This window comes from Marinomonas sp. UCMA 3892 (assembly GCF_012726345.1).
Taxonomy (GTDB): Bacteria; Pseudomonadota; Gammaproteobacteria; order Pseudomonadales; family Marinomonadaceae; genus Marinomonas.
The window spans coordinates 17,380-34,495 of the sequence record NZ_PTXN01000026.1; the positions used below are offsets into that span (position 1 = coordinate 17,380).

General features: G+C 44.3%; 14 protein-coding genes. 10 read left to right on the forward strand and 4 right to left on the reverse strand.

Annotated features, from left to right (window positions below; all coding sequences use genetic code 11):
- The first annotated feature begins 57 nt into the window (after positions 1–57).
- Both B6N13_RS22170 and B6N13_RS22175 read left to right on the forward strand, forming a co-directional pair.
- On the forward strand, positions 58–333 hold the full coding sequence (locus tag B6N13_RS22170; protein ID WP_012071844.1) for a hypothetical protein: 276 nt from the start codon (positions 58–60) through the stop codon (positions 331–333).
- Positions 334–392: 59 nt separating this feature from the next.
- Positions 393–1,283 (forward strand): ion transporter, encoded by an 891-nt coding sequence (locus B6N13_RS22175; protein ID WP_348981562.1) that lies wholly within the window; start codon positions 393–395, stop codon positions 1,281–1,283.
- An 11-nt stretch (positions 1,284–1,294) separates the two neighbouring features.
- Here B6N13_RS22175 and B6N13_RS22180 read toward each other — a convergent pair whose 3' ends face one another.
- Positions 1,295–2,191 carry an O-acetylserine/cysteine exporter gene (locus B6N13_RS22180; protein ID WP_012071825.1) on the reverse strand — a complete coding sequence of 299 codons (897 nt, stop codon included), beginning with the start codon at positions 2,189–2,191 and terminating at the stop codon, positions 1,295–1,297.
- A 296-nt stretch (positions 2,192–2,487) separates the two neighbouring features.
- On the opposite strand from B6N13_RS22180, the gene B6N13_RS22185 reads away from it, so the two are divergent.
- The 5 genes from B6N13_RS22185 to B6N13_RS22205 all read left to right on the forward strand — a co-directional run bounded on the left by B6N13_RS22185 (position 2,488) and on the right by B6N13_RS22205 (position 8,696).
- Positions 2,488–3,159 (forward strand): response regulator transcription factor, encoded by a 672-nt coding sequence (locus tag B6N13_RS22185; RefSeq protein WP_012071824.1) that lies wholly within the window; start codon positions 2,488–2,490, stop codon positions 3,157–3,159.
- Positions 3,152–4,582, forward strand: a complete 1,431-nt coding sequence (locus tag B6N13_RS22190) for a sensor histidine kinase (RefSeq protein ID WP_169460641.1) — start codon at positions 3,152–3,154, stop codon at positions 4,580–4,582. Before B6N13_RS22185 ends, B6N13_RS22190 begins: the two co-directional genes overlap by 8 nt.
- Complete coding sequence (locus B6N13_RS22195; protein WP_169460642.1) at positions 4,572–5,681, forward strand: ABC transporter substrate-binding protein; 1,110 nt, start codon at positions 4,572–4,574, stop codon at positions 5,679–5,681. Before B6N13_RS22190 ends, B6N13_RS22195 begins: the two co-directional genes overlap by 11 nt.
- 116 nt (positions 5,682–5,797) lie before the next feature.
- Complete coding sequence (locus tag B6N13_RS22200) at positions 5,798–6,736, forward strand: TAXI family TRAP transporter solute-binding subunit (RefSeq protein WP_169460643.1); 939 nt, start codon at positions 5,798–5,800, stop codon at positions 6,734–6,736.
- Between the two features lie 10 nt (positions 6,737–6,746).
- Positions 6,747–8,696: a TRAP transporter fused permease subunit gene (locus B6N13_RS22205; protein WP_169460644.1), complete on the forward strand. Its 1,950-nt coding sequence runs from the start codon at positions 6,747–6,749 to the stop codon at positions 8,694–8,696.
- Positions 8,697–8,793: 97 nt separating this feature from the next.
- On the opposite strand, the gene B6N13_RS22210 is transcribed toward B6N13_RS22205, so the two are convergent.
- From B6N13_RS22210 to B6N13_RS22220, 3 genes are read right to left on the reverse strand one after another with little or no spacing between them, the layout of a single operon-like run.
- Positions 8,794–8,931, reverse strand: coding sequence for a hypothetical protein (locus B6N13_RS22210; protein ID WP_157036018.1), 138 nt, complete (start codon positions 8,929–8,931; stop codon positions 8,794–8,796).
- Positions 8,931–9,944 carry a cytochrome d ubiquinol oxidase subunit II gene (gene cydB / locus B6N13_RS22215; protein ID WP_248280413.1) on the reverse strand — a complete coding sequence of 338 codons (1,014 nt, stop codon included), beginning with the start codon at positions 9,942–9,944 and terminating at the stop codon, positions 8,931–8,933. The genes B6N13_RS22210 and cydB overlap by 1 nt, the downstream gene beginning before the upstream one ends.
- Complete coding sequence (locus B6N13_RS22220; protein WP_169460645.1) at positions 9,941–11,365, reverse strand: cytochrome ubiquinol oxidase subunit I; 1,425 nt, start codon at positions 11,363–11,365, stop codon at positions 9,941–9,943. The genes cydB and B6N13_RS22220 overlap by 4 nt, the downstream gene beginning before the upstream one ends.
- 331 nt (positions 11,366–11,696) lie before the next feature.
- Between B6N13_RS22220 and B6N13_RS22225 the strand changes: the two genes are divergently transcribed.
- From B6N13_RS22225 to B6N13_RS22235, 3 genes are all read left to right on the forward strand, one after another.
- Positions 11,697–13,613 carry a sensor histidine kinase gene (locus B6N13_RS22225; protein ID WP_248280414.1) on the forward strand — a complete coding sequence of 639 codons (1,917 nt, stop codon included), beginning with the start codon at positions 11,697–11,699 and terminating at the stop codon, positions 13,611–13,613.
- Positions 13,600–14,967: a sigma-54 dependent transcriptional regulator gene (locus B6N13_RS22230; protein ID WP_169460646.1), complete on the forward strand. Its 1,368-nt coding sequence runs from the start codon at positions 13,600–13,602 to the stop codon at positions 14,965–14,967. The genes B6N13_RS22225 and B6N13_RS22230 overlap by 14 nt, the downstream gene beginning before the upstream one ends.
- A gap of 158 nt (positions 14,968–15,125) precedes the next feature.
- Entirely contained in the window at positions 15,126–17,054 is a 1,929-nt protein-coding gene (locus B6N13_RS22235; RefSeq protein ID WP_169460647.1) for a methyl-accepting chemotaxis protein, read from the forward strand.
- Positions 17,055–17,116 lie beyond the last annotated feature (62 nt).

Consider the following 17,116-nt stretch of genomic DNA (forward strand, 5'->3'; position numbering starts at 1 on the left):
ATTACATCGATTTGTGTCATACTTAGAGGCTTTCATCTTTAAGAAAGGAAATCTCTTGTGAAATCCGATCCTGAGTCTTTGTTAAAAAACAACGATGCACTGATTCATTCCGATGCGTTGAAAGTAAAGTCCCATGCTCAGCGCCCCCAAGAAGACTGGGTTTTACATACCCTGATGATCGAAGGCTATGATGTGCCTTTTCGTTTCAAAAGGCAGGGAAAGTACCGCACCTTGCGCGGCGCGCGCGTTAATTTAACCTACTACCCCACACAAGAAATGGTAGCCGGTATTCCTGTAGAAGTCATGAAAGTGGTGCGGGTAAAGCGAACTTAATCATCAGGCGCTACAACTTAACTCGCTTCTGCTTTTCTTCTGCATGATATGAACTTAATATGGCGCTACCTGTCTTTAATGCAGGTTTTCAAGATTGCATATTGGGTGTAGAAAAAATAATGGAAGTGAGTCGTTCGGAAAATTGGTTCGCGAAGATAAAGCGTATCGAGCGTAGTGCGTGGTTTCAAGGTTTTATTATTAGCATCATTATCGTTGCCGCATTAACGGTTGGTGCAAAAACCTATTCTTTACCCTATGGCATTGATACTGCCATTAATTACTTAGACAATTTTATTACCGTTTTCTTCTTAGCCGAGCTATCTCTGCGCTTTATCGCCTGTGATGATAAACGTCGTTTCTTTAAAGATCCTTGGAACGTTTTTGATACGGTTATTGTGATTGGTAGCCTGGTGCCAATTTCGAATACAGAAATGATTTTGGTGGCTCGTTTGTTGCGAGTTTTCCGCGTGTTACGTTTGGTTTCTATCATTCCTGACTTACGTTTTTTGATTAATGCCTTGATCAAAGCTATTCCGAAAATGGGCTACATTGCCTTGCTGATGTTTATCATTTTTTACATCTTCGCTGCGGTTGGCTCTATCTTTTTCCATCAGGTGAATGAGACCCTTTGGGGTGATATCGCCATCTCAATGTTGACACTGTTCCGGGTTGCCACGTTCGAAGACTGGACAGACGTGATGTACGAGACGATGGACGTTTATCCATTTAGCTGGATTTTCTACATCATCTTTATTTTCCTCACCGCATTTGTGTTTTTAAACATGATGGTGGGTGTGGTGTTGGATGTGATGACACGTGAAACGGCACAAGAAGAACACGAAAACCAAGAGAGCAACCATCAAGCGTTAGTGACTCAAATTGCCGAGTTGCAAGCTCAAGTGGCGCGCCTTGCGGATAAAATCGACGCGCAACAAGATAAAAAAGACTAACTCCTGCTGATCTAAACGGCTTGCTGGTTAACCTTCTTTAACCAGCGGCCACCGAATGTATTCAGCATCAAGCCTAGCAACACGATTAAAATCCCCACCCATTGCATAGTACTAACTGTTTCAGACAGCAAAATCTCTGCTGATGTTAGGCCAACAACAGGCACGCCTAAAGTTAGTGGTGCAACCGTTGCCGCTGGGTAGCGGGACAATAAATGGCTCCATAAACCGTAGCCGACGAATGTCGCAAAGATTGACAAATAAGCCAGTGATGCAAGGGATTTGAAATTCAGTCCAATGATGTTTTGCCACATGACATCGCCGCCATCAATGAAGTAGGCGCACAGAAAGAAAGGCACAGGCGGAACCCAGCTCGACCAAACAATAAGGTTGAGGTTAGCATCGTAACCTTTTCGGCTGATGACTTTAGTAAAAATATTGCCCATTGCCCAGCTTGAGCCGGCGGCTAAGGTTAAACCAAAGCCAAGTGCAGTCATGGTGGTGTCTTCATTGTCTAATCCGATTACCGCCAAACCACCAATCGCAATACCGATAGCAAGCACTTGATAAGGGCGTACGGTTTCTTTCAACAATAAAATAGCGAACACGAGCGTAAAAATCGCCTGAGATTGCAGCACTAAAGACGCAAGTCCAGCAGGCATACCAAATGACATCGCACTGAATAAAAACGCAAATTGCCCGAAGTTCAATGATAAGGCGTAGCCAATACACCAAAGTAGTGGTGTATTGGGGCGAGAGAAAAAGAAACAGCCAATCATACCTATGACTAGGAAGCGTAAGCCACCCAACATCATAGGTGTTAGTTCGTCCAAGCCCCAGCGCATGACGATAAAGTTAAAGCCCCACGCGACGATAATAATCAGCGCCAAAAACATATCTTTGCGAATCATGTTGAGTCCTTAACCGTACAATAGTGAGGCAAAAAATAAGCCCACCACTTTACGTGTTTTCGATAAGTTTGCACATGGACAGATAACAAAAGAATGAAGGACACAGACTGGGAATAGTCCCTTTAATTGCAAAAGGCTCCGTATTCATTTTTCATTTCATGTATTGATAGAAGAGATAGCCCATTCTTTCACGCCGGAATATAGGCTAAATTGACAAAGTTTTGAGTAATAAACTGAATATCACACACATTCAATCTGCCTTATAACAATAAAGACGTCACAAGAGCATCAGTATCATGCGTATTTTAGTAGTGGAAGATGACCGTATTTTAGGCGAAGCCATTAGCCAAAGAATCAGTCGAATGGGGCATGGTCTTGATCTTGCTCAGACCGGTTTACAGGCAAATCAGATGTTGGCCTTGCAAGAATACGATCTCATGCTACTAGATCTAAATTTGCCGGATATGACAGGCAATCAAATTTTACAAACTCTACGAAAAAAACACTCTAATACGCCGGTGATTGTGCTAACTGCGCGTGATGGAATTAAAGATCGCATTGAGTTATTGGATTTAGGTGCAGATGACTATATGACTAAACCGGTGGACTTTGGAGAGCTTGAGGCTCGTTGTCGTGCCTTACTGCGTCGTAGCCAAGGACAAGCGCAAAACACTATAGAATATGGCAATGTCAGTTTAAATCTTCAAGCCTGTTCGGTAACCGTTGACGGTAATCTAATTGACCTAAAACAACGAGAGTTTCGTTTATTAGAGGTGTTTATCAGTCACACTGGGCGGGTTTTAAGCAAAGAGGCATTGATCGAACATATTTATAACTTTAATGAAAATCCAAACTCAAGTGTGATTGAAATCTACGTAGCACGCCTACGAAAATCCCTGCAAGACAGTGATATCAATATCAGAACCATTCGTGGTCTTGGTTATTTGTTGGAAAAACATCATGGCTAAGGCGACCACGTCGATTCGTCGGCAATTGATCCTAATGGTTGCGACGGTGCTGATCGTCATTAACGTAGTGGCTCTTTGGAGCGCACATATCTACGCGAATAGAGCGGCAAAAGAGTCTTATGACCGACTTTTATATGGTTCAGCTTTACAGATGGCCGAAAACATTAATATTTTGGATTCGAAGTTTTTTATCGATTTGCCCGTTTCCGCTTTTGAAACCTTGGCATTGTCTACCTCTGATCGTGCCTTCTATTCTATTATTAATGGTCAATATCGGGTGCTGACAGGTTATAAAGATCTCCCCAATATTCCGTTTACCCAGTTACTTCAACAATCCAGCGAAAAAGAAAAATTTATTCCTATTTATTATGAAGCCATGTATCGCGGTGAGACGGTGCGTTTTGTTGCGTTGGGAAAACGCTTGCTAGAAGCGGATAGTGTGAACGATGTTTTTATTATTGTCGGGCAAACATTGGACGCACGACGCGCAGCCGCGACTGAAATCAGCCAAATGGCATTGCAGTTTGTTACCTTGTTTTTCTTTATTACCTTGCTCCTATTGCTCTTTGTTATTTGGCGGGTATTACAGCCTTTACAAGCTATCAAACAAGCCATCACCGAACGTTCACCCCAAGAGTTATCACCTTTAGAAGCCGATGTACCCAGCGAAATAGCGCCTTTATTAAAGAGCATTAATTATTTTATGGCTCAGTTGGATAATACATTAAGCCGTTTAAAACGCTTCACTGCAGAAGCCGCCCATCAGATACGAACACCTTTGGCTGGTCTGAATTCACAGGCGCAAAACGCTCTAGATGAAACCGATGAAGTGTTACGTCAAAAGCAACTACAGCATATTTTAGAAAGCAGTAATGTATTGACCAACACAGTCAACCAACTTCTTAGTCGCGCTACGTTGACTCATCGTTATCAGAGTCATCCTTTTAGTCCGGTGTCTTTGGATCATGTGATCAAAGAGACTTGTCGCGAGCTGGTGGTTTGGGCACTAGAGCAACAGGTTGAAATTGAATATTTAGGAGACATCCAAGTTACTATTAATGGTGATGAATTCGCTCTAAAGCAGATGCTACAAAATATTATCGAAAATGCCATTAAATACAGCCCAAAGGGCAGCGTTGTTGAAGTTGAGCTAATGGTGATTGATGAGCTATCTGAGACTTCAGTTGTGTTACAAATTCGAGATCAAGGTATTGGCGTTCCTGACCAGGATAAAGAGCATATTTTTGAGTATTTTTATCGTAGTCCAGAAAACTTTACCTCTGGTTCTGGGATTGGATTATCCATTGCCAAAGAAGTCGCAGAGCATCATGACGCCAGATTCCATTTAAAAGACAACCAGCCAACCGGATTGATTGTGGAAGTTATTTTTCCCCAACGAAAAGGGCTGTCGTATGAAAGTTAGTTACGTGCTGGTAATTTGTTTCATCTTGGTGAGTCGCATGGTATTTGCTGATGCGGCGCAACAAATTACATATATTACTTTTCCAAGTTTGAATAAACCGCCAAAGTATCAAGAAGATGTACTGGCTATTTATGGCGCTATCAATCATCAGGCGATCTCGCCTTTGTTTAAGGCATATCAAGAAAAATACCCGCATGTAGCAATTCATTATACCGAATCGAATACTCGTCATTTATACGAGCAATTTATATCGCAGCCTAATATGAGGCCTGATGTGATGCTTAGCCCCGCGATGGATCTTCAATTTAAATTGGCGAACGATGGTTACGCATTGGCTTATGATTCGCCAGAGCTTAGCAATGTCCCCAAGGATTCACATTGGCGAAATGAGCTGTTTGGTTTTACCTACGAACCTATCGTGACGGCGCTAAATAGCGATATTTTGGTGGGAGAGGCTTCGCCGCTGAGTCGCGAGCAGTTATTGAATTTGATTCGTAGTAAGAATCACCTTTTGGACGATAAAATCGGCTTATTTGATATTCAACAGTCAGGTTTAGGTTATTTGGCGTGGGCTTATGATGGACAACAATCTCGCAGTTATGGGCGATTGTTAGAAGCTTTTGGTACGCATCAAGCTCGGCTTTATACAGATACTTCGTCGATGCTTAATGCGCTATTAAAAGGTCAGATATTTATCGCCTATAATCTTGTTGGTGCTTATTCATATCAGTGGTCAAAAAAGTATGCATGGATAAAAACCATCATGCCGACGGATTATACGACAATCATTATGCGCACGGCGTTTATTCCTCGTGATGCTCAACAGCCGACATTAGCGAAGCGTTTTATCGATCTTTTGTTGTCCCCAGAAGGGCAGCATATTCTTGCGAATCAATCTGGGATTACGCCAATTAGTACCAAGGTAAAAGGTCCATATAGTCGTGATGAGTTGAGTAAGTTACCGCATGGAATCTTTCGCCCAATTCCTCTAGGACTTGAATTACTTATCCAGACAGATGATGCCAAAAAACAGCTCATTTATCGTGAGTGGGATAATGCTATGTTTATTATTTCTAACGATTCTTCGTCAATACCATAGATTTGATTTTTATGGGTTGTTAAAGCCCCATGAAAGGTTCATGAAAGGTTTCCTCGCTAAAGTGTTCTAAGTGCTTTTGAAGGTACTACCAAAACAAAAATAAGTTGGAGAATACTATGTTTAAAAAACTGCTTATAGCGAGCGCTTTATGTGCGACCTTAGTAAATAGCCCTTTACAAGCTGCTGAGCGCGTATCCATTGGTACCGGCGGAACTGGTGGCTTGTTTTATGTGATTGGCGCGGGTATTTCTGAAACACTCAACAAGTATATGGATAACACCACAGCACGAGCTGAAGTAACTGGTGCGTCCGTTGAAAACAATCACCGAGTTGCAGCGGGTCAAATGACGCTAGGGCTTTCATCATCTTCTACACTGTTTGAAGCTAAGAATGGCGAAGGCCCATTTAAAGTAAGTGGGCCATTGGATGTTGCCGGTATTGCCTATTTATATCCAGCTGTATTGCAAGTTGCGACGATTTCCGGAAATGGTGTTGACTCTTTTGAACAGTTAAAAGGCAAGCGTGTCAGCATGGGACCTCCAGGCAGTAATGCTGCTGTATTAGCAACTCGCCTGTTGCAAGAATACGGTGTCTTTGACGATATCACACCACGTTTTCTTTCATACAATGAAGGTGTAAAAGCACTGGTGAACGGTCAAGTTGACGCTACAGTGGTTTTGGCTGGTGCACCGACTTCCTCTTTGATTGACCTAGATTCACAGACCGATATGAAGCTTTTGTCTGCCAGTATTGAGAAACTAGATAGTTTGATTCAGAAATATCCTTTCTACCAAGCTTTCTCTTTGCCAGCAGGCACTTATCCTGATCAGAGCAAACAAGTCTTGATGATTAATGATCCAGCGATTTTGTTTACGAGCGGTAAAGAAGATCAGAGCAAAATTTATAACATCACCAAAACTATTTTTTCTCATCTAGATGAACTAGGTCAAATTCACCCGCAGGCAAAAGCAATTTCGCTAGAAACGGCGAAACGTACTCCTATTGCTTTGCACCCAGGTGCGAAAAAATATTATGACGAAGTAAACGGAAAATAGGAGCGTCATTATGTTGAACTCAGGTTCCAGCAATGGCTTTCAAAGCTTGCTCCTTGAATCAAAATTCGCTGGTGGCAAGGAACGTCTAGCAGTCTCTTTATTGTTTAGTGTGATCGCCGCTGGAATCGCCGGTCTTGTACTTTATGGCGCGTATTATGGCGGCATTACCGCGTTGCTATTGAGATCGTCGTTTTTCTCTTTAGTCGCAGCGGCTGCCATGCTGTTTTATGCGCTGAGATACAAAAGTGTCGTGGGTCGTGGAGCGTTTTATCTATTGGCTTTATTAGCGTTAATTCCAGGACCTTATTTGTGGCATTACTACATTGACATTGTTATGCGTGGTGCTATGTCGGTTGAGCAAGATAGGTTGATCTTTATTGCTCTCATTGTGGTGGTGTTTGTTTTTGTTCGTATCGCGGTAGGCTGGGCATTGATTACCTTAATGGCCCTCGCTTTCCTTTACGCGTACTTTGGCTATTTGATCCCCGGTAAATATGGTCATGGCGGTTATGACATAAGCCGTTTTACCTCAACCCTGATGTTATCAACTGAAGGAGTTTATGGTGTGCCCATGGGCGTCGCCGTTGAATATATTTTCCTATTTGGTTTGTTTGGTGCCATCTTAACTAAGATTGGGACAGGCGAAGTGTTTGTTGATTTGGCCCGTGGTTTGACGGGGCGCGTGCAAGGTGGTCCTGGATTGTCTGCCGCTTTGTCTAGTGCATTGCTTGGTTCGCTTAACGGCAGTGCTGTCGCAAACGTGGTGACCACAGGTACCTTTACCATTCCATTAATGAAACGTGTTGGTTACAGCGCAAAATTGGCTGGTGCGATTGAAGCCGCCGCGTCTTCCGCTGGACAAATTATGCCGCCAGTTATGGGTGCAGCTGCTTTCTTGATGGCGGAAATGATTGGGATTCCTTATGCTGAAGTGGCAATGGCGGCCTTGGTTCCCGCGCTTTTGTATATTTTAGCCTTGATGATTTCGGTTCGCCTTGAGGCAGGACGTCTTAACTTAGCAAGGGACACAGAAGCTGGCTTACAGTTGTTACTAAGAACTCTGAGAACGAAGAGCTATCTTCTGCTTCCATTGGTGGTTTTGATCGGCCTGATGATTTCAGGCAAGTCACCAACTCAAGCCGCTGTTATGGGTATTCTAGCTGGTTTGTTAGTTTGTCCTTGGAAAAAAGCCACTCGTATAAATCCGCTAGATATTATAGCTGCTTGTAAAGAGACATTGTCTTCAACCTTACCAATCGTTGCAGCTGTGGCGGCGGCAGGCGTGATTATCGGGATATTGAATTTAACCGGTATGGGCTTGATGTTGTCTGGTTTGATCATTGAACTGGGCGATGGCAATTTGTGGGCTGTCTTGTTGCTCACTGCGTTGGCGTCTTTTGTCTTAGGTATGGGGTTACCGACATCAGCGGCGTATTTATTGCTCGCGGTATTGGTTGCTCCGGCGATGACACAGTTAGGTATGGAAACCTTGTCGGCGCATATGTTTATTTTTTACTTTGGTTTGGTATCAGCTATTACTCCTCCTGTCGCATTGGCTGCTTACGCTGCTTCTACTATTTCCGGAGCAGATCCTAATGAGACGGCGATTGAGTCTATGCGTTTGGGTTTTGTAAAACTCTTAGTGCCGTTCTTGTTCGTCACTATGCCTGGTATTTTGTTAATCGGAACTACAGCCAGTGTTATTGCCGCGATCTCGTTTGCGACCTTGGCAACTGCATCAATGAGCATAGGCTTTTCTGGTTGGTTACGTGAGAATTTATCTTGGCCTACTCGTTTGGCCTATGTGGTCGCAGCGGTATTAATTGCTTGGCCTGCAGCGGCTACGGACACGTCTATTGCTGTGTTGGGCGCTCGTGTTATCGGTATTGTGCTGTTTGCTGGATTGCTGTTCAGGGCAGGCATTCAATCAACCCCCAATAGCATGAAGGCTGAAACATAATAGTCTAGAAAATCAAACAACCGATACTAAAAAGCGCACATTTCGATAAATGAAATGCGCGCTTTATGTTATCAATTTTCTTAGTAACTATGGTTTTTTAAGGCAGTCCAGTCATCAATAGTTTAATGCCGTAAGACGCGCTTAATACAGCAATGAAACCGACGCCGTACAAGAGTAAAAACCATTGCCACGATTTGAGCTTGGCGGCTTTGGCTTTTAATTTTTTTAGAGACATTAGTAGCCCTCCTGATAATCTTCCACCTTGCCAGAAAAAACACGGTAGCCCCATAAGGTGTAGGTGCAAATAAGTGGGACGAAAATGCATATACCTGGAAGCAAGAAAAGCAAGCTACTGTCTGGCGATGCTGCTTCCATAAAGGTTAATTGTCTTGGTATCAGATAAGGGAACAGACCGACCACAAGGCCAGCGAAGCCTAATAAAAACAGGGTGGCGGCATACCAAAAAGGTCGACCTTCATGATGAACGGTTCCTGTAGCGTGACTGTTTAGATCTCTCCAGGCCAAAACCGCGACCACCAAGGTGATGATAGGTAAGGGTGATAACCATAGGAAATTCACACCAGAAAACCAACGCTGACGAATTTCAACTTGGCTTGCTATCGTCCATACGCTGACGATCACCATGGCCAAAATGGTAATCAACAAAAGCTGTTTGCCGAGTTTTGCGGCATGTTCTTGAATGCGTCCACGGCTCTTCATAAACAGATAACAAGCGGCTAATAGCGCATAACCTGCCATAACGGCAAAACCAGTCAAGATGGAAAACGGCGTCAACCAATGCAAGCTAGACAAACTGTCTACCCCAACTGGTACACCTTGCACGATTGAGCCTAGTAACATGCCTTGGCAAAACGCCGCAATGGCAGATCCTGCGCTAAAGGCGAAATCCCAATAGGGACGAGAGGTATCGGATTTAAAGCGATACTCAAACGCCACGCCACGAAAGATCAAGGCAAACAGCATTAGCATGATGGGCAAATAAAAGGTTGAAGTAATGCCAGCATAAGCGGCTGGAAACGCCGCAAACAACACCACACCACCAAAGACTAACCAAGTTTCGTTACCATCCCATACGTGTGAAATAGAGCGCATTAAATGGTCACGCTCGCCTTCTTGGTTAAACCAAGGGTAGAGAATGCCAATCCCTAGGTCGAAGCCATCGAGCAACACATACATAAAGATGGCAAAGCCTAAGACAAGGAAGTAGAAAAGAGCCAAATCCATCATTTATCTCCTTGTTCTATTGTTGGTTGATCTTTTGATTTTAGGGATTTAACCCAAGCCAATGCATAGCCCGGTGCTTTCATGCCAATCAGTTGCTGCTCTAGTGTTTCCATTGAAGGTGGTCCTTTCTTAATCAACTTACGCATGAAGTAGAGGTAAACACCGATCAGCAGGGTGTAAATGATGACAAACATAGTCAAGGTAAAGAGCACTCGTTCCGCTGGCAGTGGCGATACGATCTCGGATGTTCTAACCAGGTTATAGACAATCCAAGGCTGGCGACCGATTTCGACCACATACCAACCTGCTAGTACAGCAATGACACCCATAGGTGTAAATAATGTTACAAGAGACAGAAACGCTTTGTTTTCATATAAGCGGCCTTTACGACGTAACAAGAGTGCTAGCGTAGCAATGCCCATCATGCCAAACCCAATACCAACCATGACACGGAAAGACCAAAATACTAACGGCACGTTTGGTCTGTCTTCTGGTGGTACGGCTTTTAGGCCTTGTACAGCGCCATCCCAAGAGTGAGTCAAGATCAAGCTACCTAGGTTTGGAATACCGACTTGATAATCGTTGGATTCGGTCTCCATATTTGGCATAGCAAATAGCAAGAGCGGAACGTTTTCTTCTTCGGCAGGCCAAATGCCTTCCATTGCTGCCAATTTAGTAGGCTGATGTTCTCTTACGTTCAAACCGTGCATATCACCGATCCATGCTTGCAGTGGTGTTAGCACCAAGGCAAACCACATGCACATGGACAAGCCTTTTTTGGCAAAAGGAATGTTTTTCTTTTTCAATAAGTAATAGGCGCTGATGCCCGCTACCACGAAGGTTGCCGTAATTAATGACGCAACTACCATGTGAGTAAGGCGATACGGCATAGATGGGTTGAAAATCACTTCCATCCAGCTTTCCACTTCAAACTTGCCATCGATGATCTTGTAGCCTGTTGGTGTTTGCATCCAAGAGTTCGCCACAATGATCCAAAACGCTGAAATCCAAGTACCTACCATAACGGTGAGCGTCGCGAAGAAATGCAGTTTGCGACCAACTCGTTGCCAACCAAATAGCATTACGCCAAGGAAACCGGCTTCCATGAAGAAAGCGGTGAGCACTTCGTAAGCCATCAGCGGCCCAAGTACCGCGCCAGTAATCTCCGAGAATTTGGAGAAGTTGGTGCCAAATTCATAGGACAAAACGATGCCAGAAACCACGCCCATACCGAAGGTAATGGCAAAAGGTTTGATCCAAAACTTAGCCAGTTGTAAGTAATAAGGGTTGTGTGTTTTAAGCCATAAGCCTTCCCAAATGGTAATCAGCGTCGCCAAACCAATGGTGATACTGGGGAAAATAATATGAAAGCTCACCGTAAAGGCGAACTGTATGCGAGATAAAATGGCGACATCGAGGTCCATGGCAACTCCCGTTTAAAATAAGATGGGCTTAGGAATTGTTCTTAATGCGTTGAGTACGCATTTGCTGTAAAGCCAGAGGTAGCAGCGCTAAGCCTACAATGCTAAAAAGTGCGATGATTTCGGTCATTAAAAAGCCAGTATTCATGATGCTTGTCCTGTCATTTGAGAATAGTTTGATTTAGATCAAGGTTGTCTTACCTATAGCAAGGGATAGGCCAACTATTAGTTAAATTTATGTTGATGATTTTAAAGGGAAATTTTCTAGCTTTGCTTGTGGTGTAAAAAAGGTTTACGATTTTCTCACTTTTAGGTGTAAACGAGGTTTACGATTTTGACACTTTCCCTGATGTTTGAAGTGGCCATGTTGGTGACCAGTGTGTGCGGCGTATTGGTCGCGGTGTGGTTATTGTGGCGAGCAAGAAAACAAAGTGATCTACAAGCCTTGGCAGGTTTTGCCATTATGATGGCGATTTGGTGCTTCGGGCATGTAGTTTTGTTTCAGGGCTACGAGCAAATTGGCATTCATATCATCCTGGCAAACCCGTTGATGCCGACCTTCTTCTTACACTTTGCGATTCGTTTTGTGAACTCTGGCTCGGTTAAAGAGCCGATGTTAGAACGCTTATATCAAGCAGTACCTTGGTTTTATCTGACCAGTTTTGCGGTGGTTTTACAAAGCTGGTGGATAGGAGCGGGTGATGCCATCAGTACCTTGGATACGCGTTCCTTTTTTATCTTCACCGAGGCAGGGGCGTGGAACCTTGCCTACACAGTGTTGGTCGGTATCTTGGCGCATGGGGTGTTGTTATTTGGCTGGTATCGTCATTCCGGCAATAAAAAACGCTCGATTTTGGCGATGTTTGGCGTTGGTGCTTGGGGCTTATTGTTAGCGACCAGTTTTGTATTTCCTTCCTTTGGCATTAGTTGGTTTCCGTACCCCATGCTCTTGCTGCCAACCTATTTGCTGCTGCTGGTTTATGCGGTAGTTCGCTATCAAATTTTGTCGGTCAATGCCTTTGCCAATCGTGCTTTGCTTTGGGTTGCCATGATGTTGGTGATTCTCTGTGTGATCGCGGTCATCAGCGTGGTGTCTGGTCGTATCGGCCTGCAAGCGCTGGCCAATGTACCCAGTTGGCAACTCTGGTTGTATTCCTTGCTGATTTTGGTGGTGGCGGCGGTGATTTATCAGCCTTTAAGTCGTTTGGTTTCTCGGCTTATTTACCCCGGTGCTTTATTAAATGAAGCTGTGTTAGATACCTGGTCAACCCAGTTGAAAGAGGCTCAGGACTGGGCAGAATTAACTAATGTTGGTGAGCAGTTACTTTCGAGACAAATAAGACAAGCCGTAGCGATTCAATTGCAACATGGCGACTTTCCAGTAGAAGAAAAGAATAACGCGCTGGCTATACAAGTGTCTCGGTCTGAGTCGGATTGGCACTTTGTATTAATCGGTTGGGAAGATGCCAGTCCTGGCATGCGTCTTACGGCGGAAGTGTTCGCGTCTTTGTTTACCACCAGTTGTGGTTTGTTGGAGAGATCCTTGGCCTTGGCGGTGGCGGAACGAAAACGCATGGATGAACAACATTTGGTAGAACTGGGCAGTTTGTCCGCGGCAATGGCCCATGAGCTGCGCAACCCGCTCAATATCATTTCCATGGCCGCTTATGACGCGCCTGTGGATACACGCCAGCATATTCAGACTCAACTTAAGCGAGCCGACCGTTTAGTGAGCGATATGTTGGTTTATTCGGGTGGATTGTCATTGCAAATTGTTGCCACGCCATTGCGATCATTGATTGCTAGCATACTGGCGCAAGCTCAGCTTGAAGGCGTGAGTTATGAGCTTGATATAGATGAAACGCTGGAGCTGGAGGCAGACTCGCAGCGATTGCAGCAAGTGTTTATCAACCTGATTGATAATGCCGTGTCCTTTTTACGCTCCACGCCCGATGGCAAGTTGTTTATTGAAGCCAAAGAAGAGGGCCAACAGGTTGTGATTCACGTCCATAACAATGGGCCCGCAATCGATGCAAGCTTACAAGGTGAAGCCTTGTTTCAACCCTTTGTGACCAAGCGAGCTGGCGGTAGTGGCCTTGGCTTAGCCATTGTACGCCGTATTGTTGACGCCCATGGCGGGAAGATTTGGCATCGCTCTGATTTGGCTTGGCCAGTGACCTTCGAACTTATTTTACCGCGCCATTTTTCTGGCGCAGCGCTTTCAAATAGAGAATTCCATGACACAAAATAAAATACTATTGGTTGATGACGAACCCGCTTTTCGTGAACTGGCAAGCCGTTGGTTGGCGAACCAAGATTACCATGTGAAAACGGCGGCGAGTTTAGCCGAAGCCAAATTGGCGTTAGCGGAATTTGATGCGGACTTGGTGTTATTGGATTTATCTATGCCACCGCATTTTGATCCACAAGTGACCTTGGAGGCTATGGATGAATTCGCTGGCCGCCCAGTGATTATTATCACAGGCCACGCCGATCGAGACTTGGCCTTAAAAGCCATTGAACTCGGGGCATGGGACTTCATTGCCAAGCCGATTGATCCTGATATGTTGGCCGTGGTGGTGCGTCGGGCCATCACCAAAACCACCTTGGAACGCGAGTTAACTCAGTTAAAACAAGTGAGCGGATCCGCTCAAGGGGCGGCGGCCTACATTGGTCATTCGGTGAGTTCGCAAAAGGTGAGGGCGCTGGTGGAGCGGATTGCACCGACCGATGTACGTGTCTTGGTGACTGGGCCATCTGGTACTGGCAAAGAGGTCATTTCTCGTACCTTGCATGACTTGAGCCACCGCGCGGCCAAGCCGTTTGTGTCTGTTCACTGTGGTGCGATTCCAGCGGAATTGTTGGAAAGTGAGTTGTTTGGTTATGTGAAAGGCGCGTTCACAGGGGCGGAAAAAGACAAAGTCGGTTTATTGAGTTTAGCCGATGGTGGCACCTTGTTTTTGGATGAAATCGGCGAAATGCCATTAGCCATGCAGGTCAAGTTGCTGCGGGTGTTGCAAGAAGGCACTTTCTTTCCGGTGGGAGGACGAGAGCAAAAGCACATTGATATTCGAGTGATCTCAGCGACCAATGCCGATTTAGTTGAAAAGGTTCGAGAAGGCAGTTTCCGAGAGGATCTGTATTACCGCATTAAAGGCGTCAATATTGAAACCCAAGCGTTGTCGGAGCGACTAGAAGACGTCCCTGTGTTGCTGCAATCCTTTTTGCAGCGTTTGCAAAATCAGCAATCTATACCGCTTCAGCTTAGTCCAGAAGCCATGCAATGGTTTCGTGAACAAGCTTGGCCGGGCAACGTCCGTGAGTTGAAAAATGCGCTGGAAAGTGTGGCATCTATTTGTCCTCAAGGACGGATCACTTTGGACGAGATTCAGCTCTTGTATCCAACAGGTGAGAAAATTCGCCTAACGTCGGCTAATTTGCCAACAAGTGACGCTTCGCTAGATGAGCAGGTGCGTGACCTTGAAATTCGTTTGATTACCCAAGCCTTAGAGAAGAATCAAGGTAACCGCACACAAGCAGCTAAGCAGTTAGGGATTTCTCGACAAGGGCTGATTAAAAAAATCGAGCGCTATGAATTGTCGTAGTTTTATCAGTCTAGGCTTGTTTTATTGATATAGATCAATGGTTTTGATGATAGGGAATTTTGTTCTTTGTTGTACGAAATTTGTTTTGTTTTTGGTATGAATTGAGGTGTAGTATCTTACGATAATTTTACAAAGTAGCGAATAATAAGGATGTTATTATGAAGTGGCAAAGTTTATCTATCAGAAGCCGTATGTTCTCTGTACTCGCTTTGTTGCTCGTTGTTAGCACGGCAGTATCTGTCTGTACTCAAGCTCTTTCCACTCTGGATACCGAGCTGGAGCAGTTAAAAAAAGAAGTTTTACCAACCCATCTCAGTAATTTAGCCTCGCAAATCAGTACCGAAATTACGCCTTTAATTACGGCCTCTCACTTGATGACAAACGATAACTTTGTCGAAGAGTGGGTGCGAAAAGGGGCGGCGGATAATCAGCTTTCTTTTATTGAAGCTAAGTTGAAATCTGTAAAAGACATTGCAGGAAGTGATTCGGTTTTTTATGTGTTAAATGGCCAAAATGGTTTGGAATATTTTGGCTATGAAAAAAACTTCTTCAGAACGCCGCTATCAGACTATCCATACAAAGAGTTCTATCCGAATTTTTTGGCGACAGGACAAGATTACGAACTGAATTTAGAATATGAATACAAGATGTTGTTTATTAACTATCGTAGTGATGATCTTGATCCGAATACCAATAAACCCTATTCCGTAGCAGGGCTTGGGATTAAGGCCGATAAGCTAATTAATATGGTTCAGAAGCTCCAAGTCGGTCAGCAGGGTCGTGCCATGTTGGTAACTAGTGATGGCGTGATTCAAGCAAAAGGTGATTCTTCATTTATGGATATGGTTGATAAAAGCCATATTTCTAGCTTTCTGAACAATAAGAATGACGTAGTTATCGATGATGTGACCATTAATGGACAAGTCTTTTATCTTGGCTCTTTGTGGGTGCCAGTGTTAGATAGATTTATAATGCTCGCGGTGCCGAAACAGCAAATCATGGCGCCGATCTATTCTCAGCTGCAAAGTGCATTTCTTTATTCCATCGGCTTTATTGCGATCTCTTTGCTGGTCCTGCATTTCGTGATTGGTTCACTGACTCGTCCTATCGTTGCTATTGGCAAAGACGTTCGTTATGTGTCTGACAATCTTGATCTTAATTATCAAGTTAAAAGCTCCGACAAAGCTGAAATCGGAGCATTAGCCGATGCGGTTAATTCTTTGTTATTAACATTGAAAGGTTCGCTGTTGACGGTGAATGATGCGGTTAAGACAACCGATGGTGCGATTGCTGGCCTGCATCAACAGGTAGATGAGCTTTCCCAGGCCTCTGAGGCTGAGAAACAATCAGTAGAGCAGATTTTTAACTCTACCCAAGACATTACCGAGCAGAGTGGGCAGGTAAAAGATTTAGCCACGAAAGCGGGCGAGTTGTCCGATCAAAGTAATGTCGAGCTTCAACAAGCGAATAAAGAAGTTCAGAGTAGTTTGACTTTTCTAGAAGCGCTTGAAGTTGATATGTTGCAAAGCAAAACCAGCTTGACTGAGTTGAATGAAAATATAGAAAAAATTGTCTCTGTCTTGGATGTGATCAGCTCGATTTCAGAACAGACTAATTTACTTGCTCTTAATGCTGCAATTGAAGCTGCTCGGGCGGGTGAACATGGTCGTGGTTTTGCGGTAGTGTCGGATGAGGTGCGCATACTTTCGCAGCGTACTAGCGAATCCACCAATGAAATTCAAAATATCATTACCCAGCTAAGAAAAGCATCGACTCAAGTAACTTCGCAGATGGATGTCGCCTGTGAGAAAAGCATTCAGACCCTAGACAGTCAAAAGCTGGTGTCTGAAAAAGTGAATGCACTTGATGCCTTCTTGCAGCAATTATTCGATATGAATGAGCAGGTCGCCGAGCGGGCCAGTATTCAAAATGCTTCTGTGGAGGATATTAACCAACATTTATCTATGTTGGCGGCACAAAGCGAGCAGACAGCCGAATTATTCAATCAGAGTCGAGCGGCGACGAACGCCATTGGTGATGAAATGAGTCATCTGAAAGAGAAAGTCGAGCTGTTTAAAGTCACCTAATGCTAAAGACTGATCCGACCAAGCCTAAGGCATTAGGCTTGGTCTTTTTTTGCATCGAATAT

Bases quoted from the DNA above. Each gene is read 5' to 3' on its own strand.
- B6N13_RS22175 (WP_348981562.1), top strand. From the start codon at position 393: ATGGCGCTACCTGTCTTTAATGCAGGTTTTCAAGATTGCATATTGGGT.
- B6N13_RS22180 (WP_012071825.1), bottom strand. From the start codon at position 2,191: ATGATTCGCAAAGATATGTTTTTGGCGCTGATTATTATCGTCGCGTGG.
- B6N13_RS22185 (WP_012071824.1), top strand. From the start codon at position 2,488: ATGCGTATTTTAGTAGTGGAAGATGACCGTATTTTAGGCGAAGCCATT.
- B6N13_RS22190 (WP_169460641.1), top strand. From the start codon at position 3,152: ATGGCTAAGGCGACCACGTCGATTCGTCGGCAATTGATCCTAATGGTT.
- B6N13_RS22195 (WP_169460642.1), top strand. From the start codon at position 4,572: ATGAAAGTTAGTTACGTGCTGGTAATTTGTTTCATCTTGGTGAGTCGC.
- B6N13_RS22200 (WP_169460643.1), top strand. From the start codon at position 5,798: ATGTTTAAAAAACTGCTTATAGCGAGCGCTTTATGTGCGACCTTAGTA.
- B6N13_RS22205 (WP_169460644.1), top strand. From the start codon at position 6,747: ATGTTGAACTCAGGTTCCAGCAATGGCTTTCAAAGCTTGCTCCTTGAA.
- B6N13_RS22210 (WP_157036018.1), bottom strand. From the start codon at position 8,931: ATGTCTCTAAAAAAATTAAAAGCCAAAGCCGCCAAGCTCAAATCGTGG.
- cydB (WP_248280413.1), bottom strand. From the start codon at position 9,944: ATGATGGATTTGGCTCTTTTCTACTTCCTTGTCTTAGGCTTTGCCATC.
- B6N13_RS22220 (WP_169460645.1), bottom strand. From the start codon at position 11,365: ATGGACCTCGATGTCGCCATTTTATCTCGCATACAGTTCGCCTTTACG.
- B6N13_RS22230 (WP_169460646.1), top strand. From the start codon at position 13,600: ATGACACAAAATAAAATACTATTGGTTGATGACGAACCCGCTTTTCGT.
- B6N13_RS22235 (WP_169460647.1), top strand. From the start codon at position 15,126: ATGAAGTGGCAAAGTTTATCTATCAGAAGCCGTATGTTCTCTGTACTC.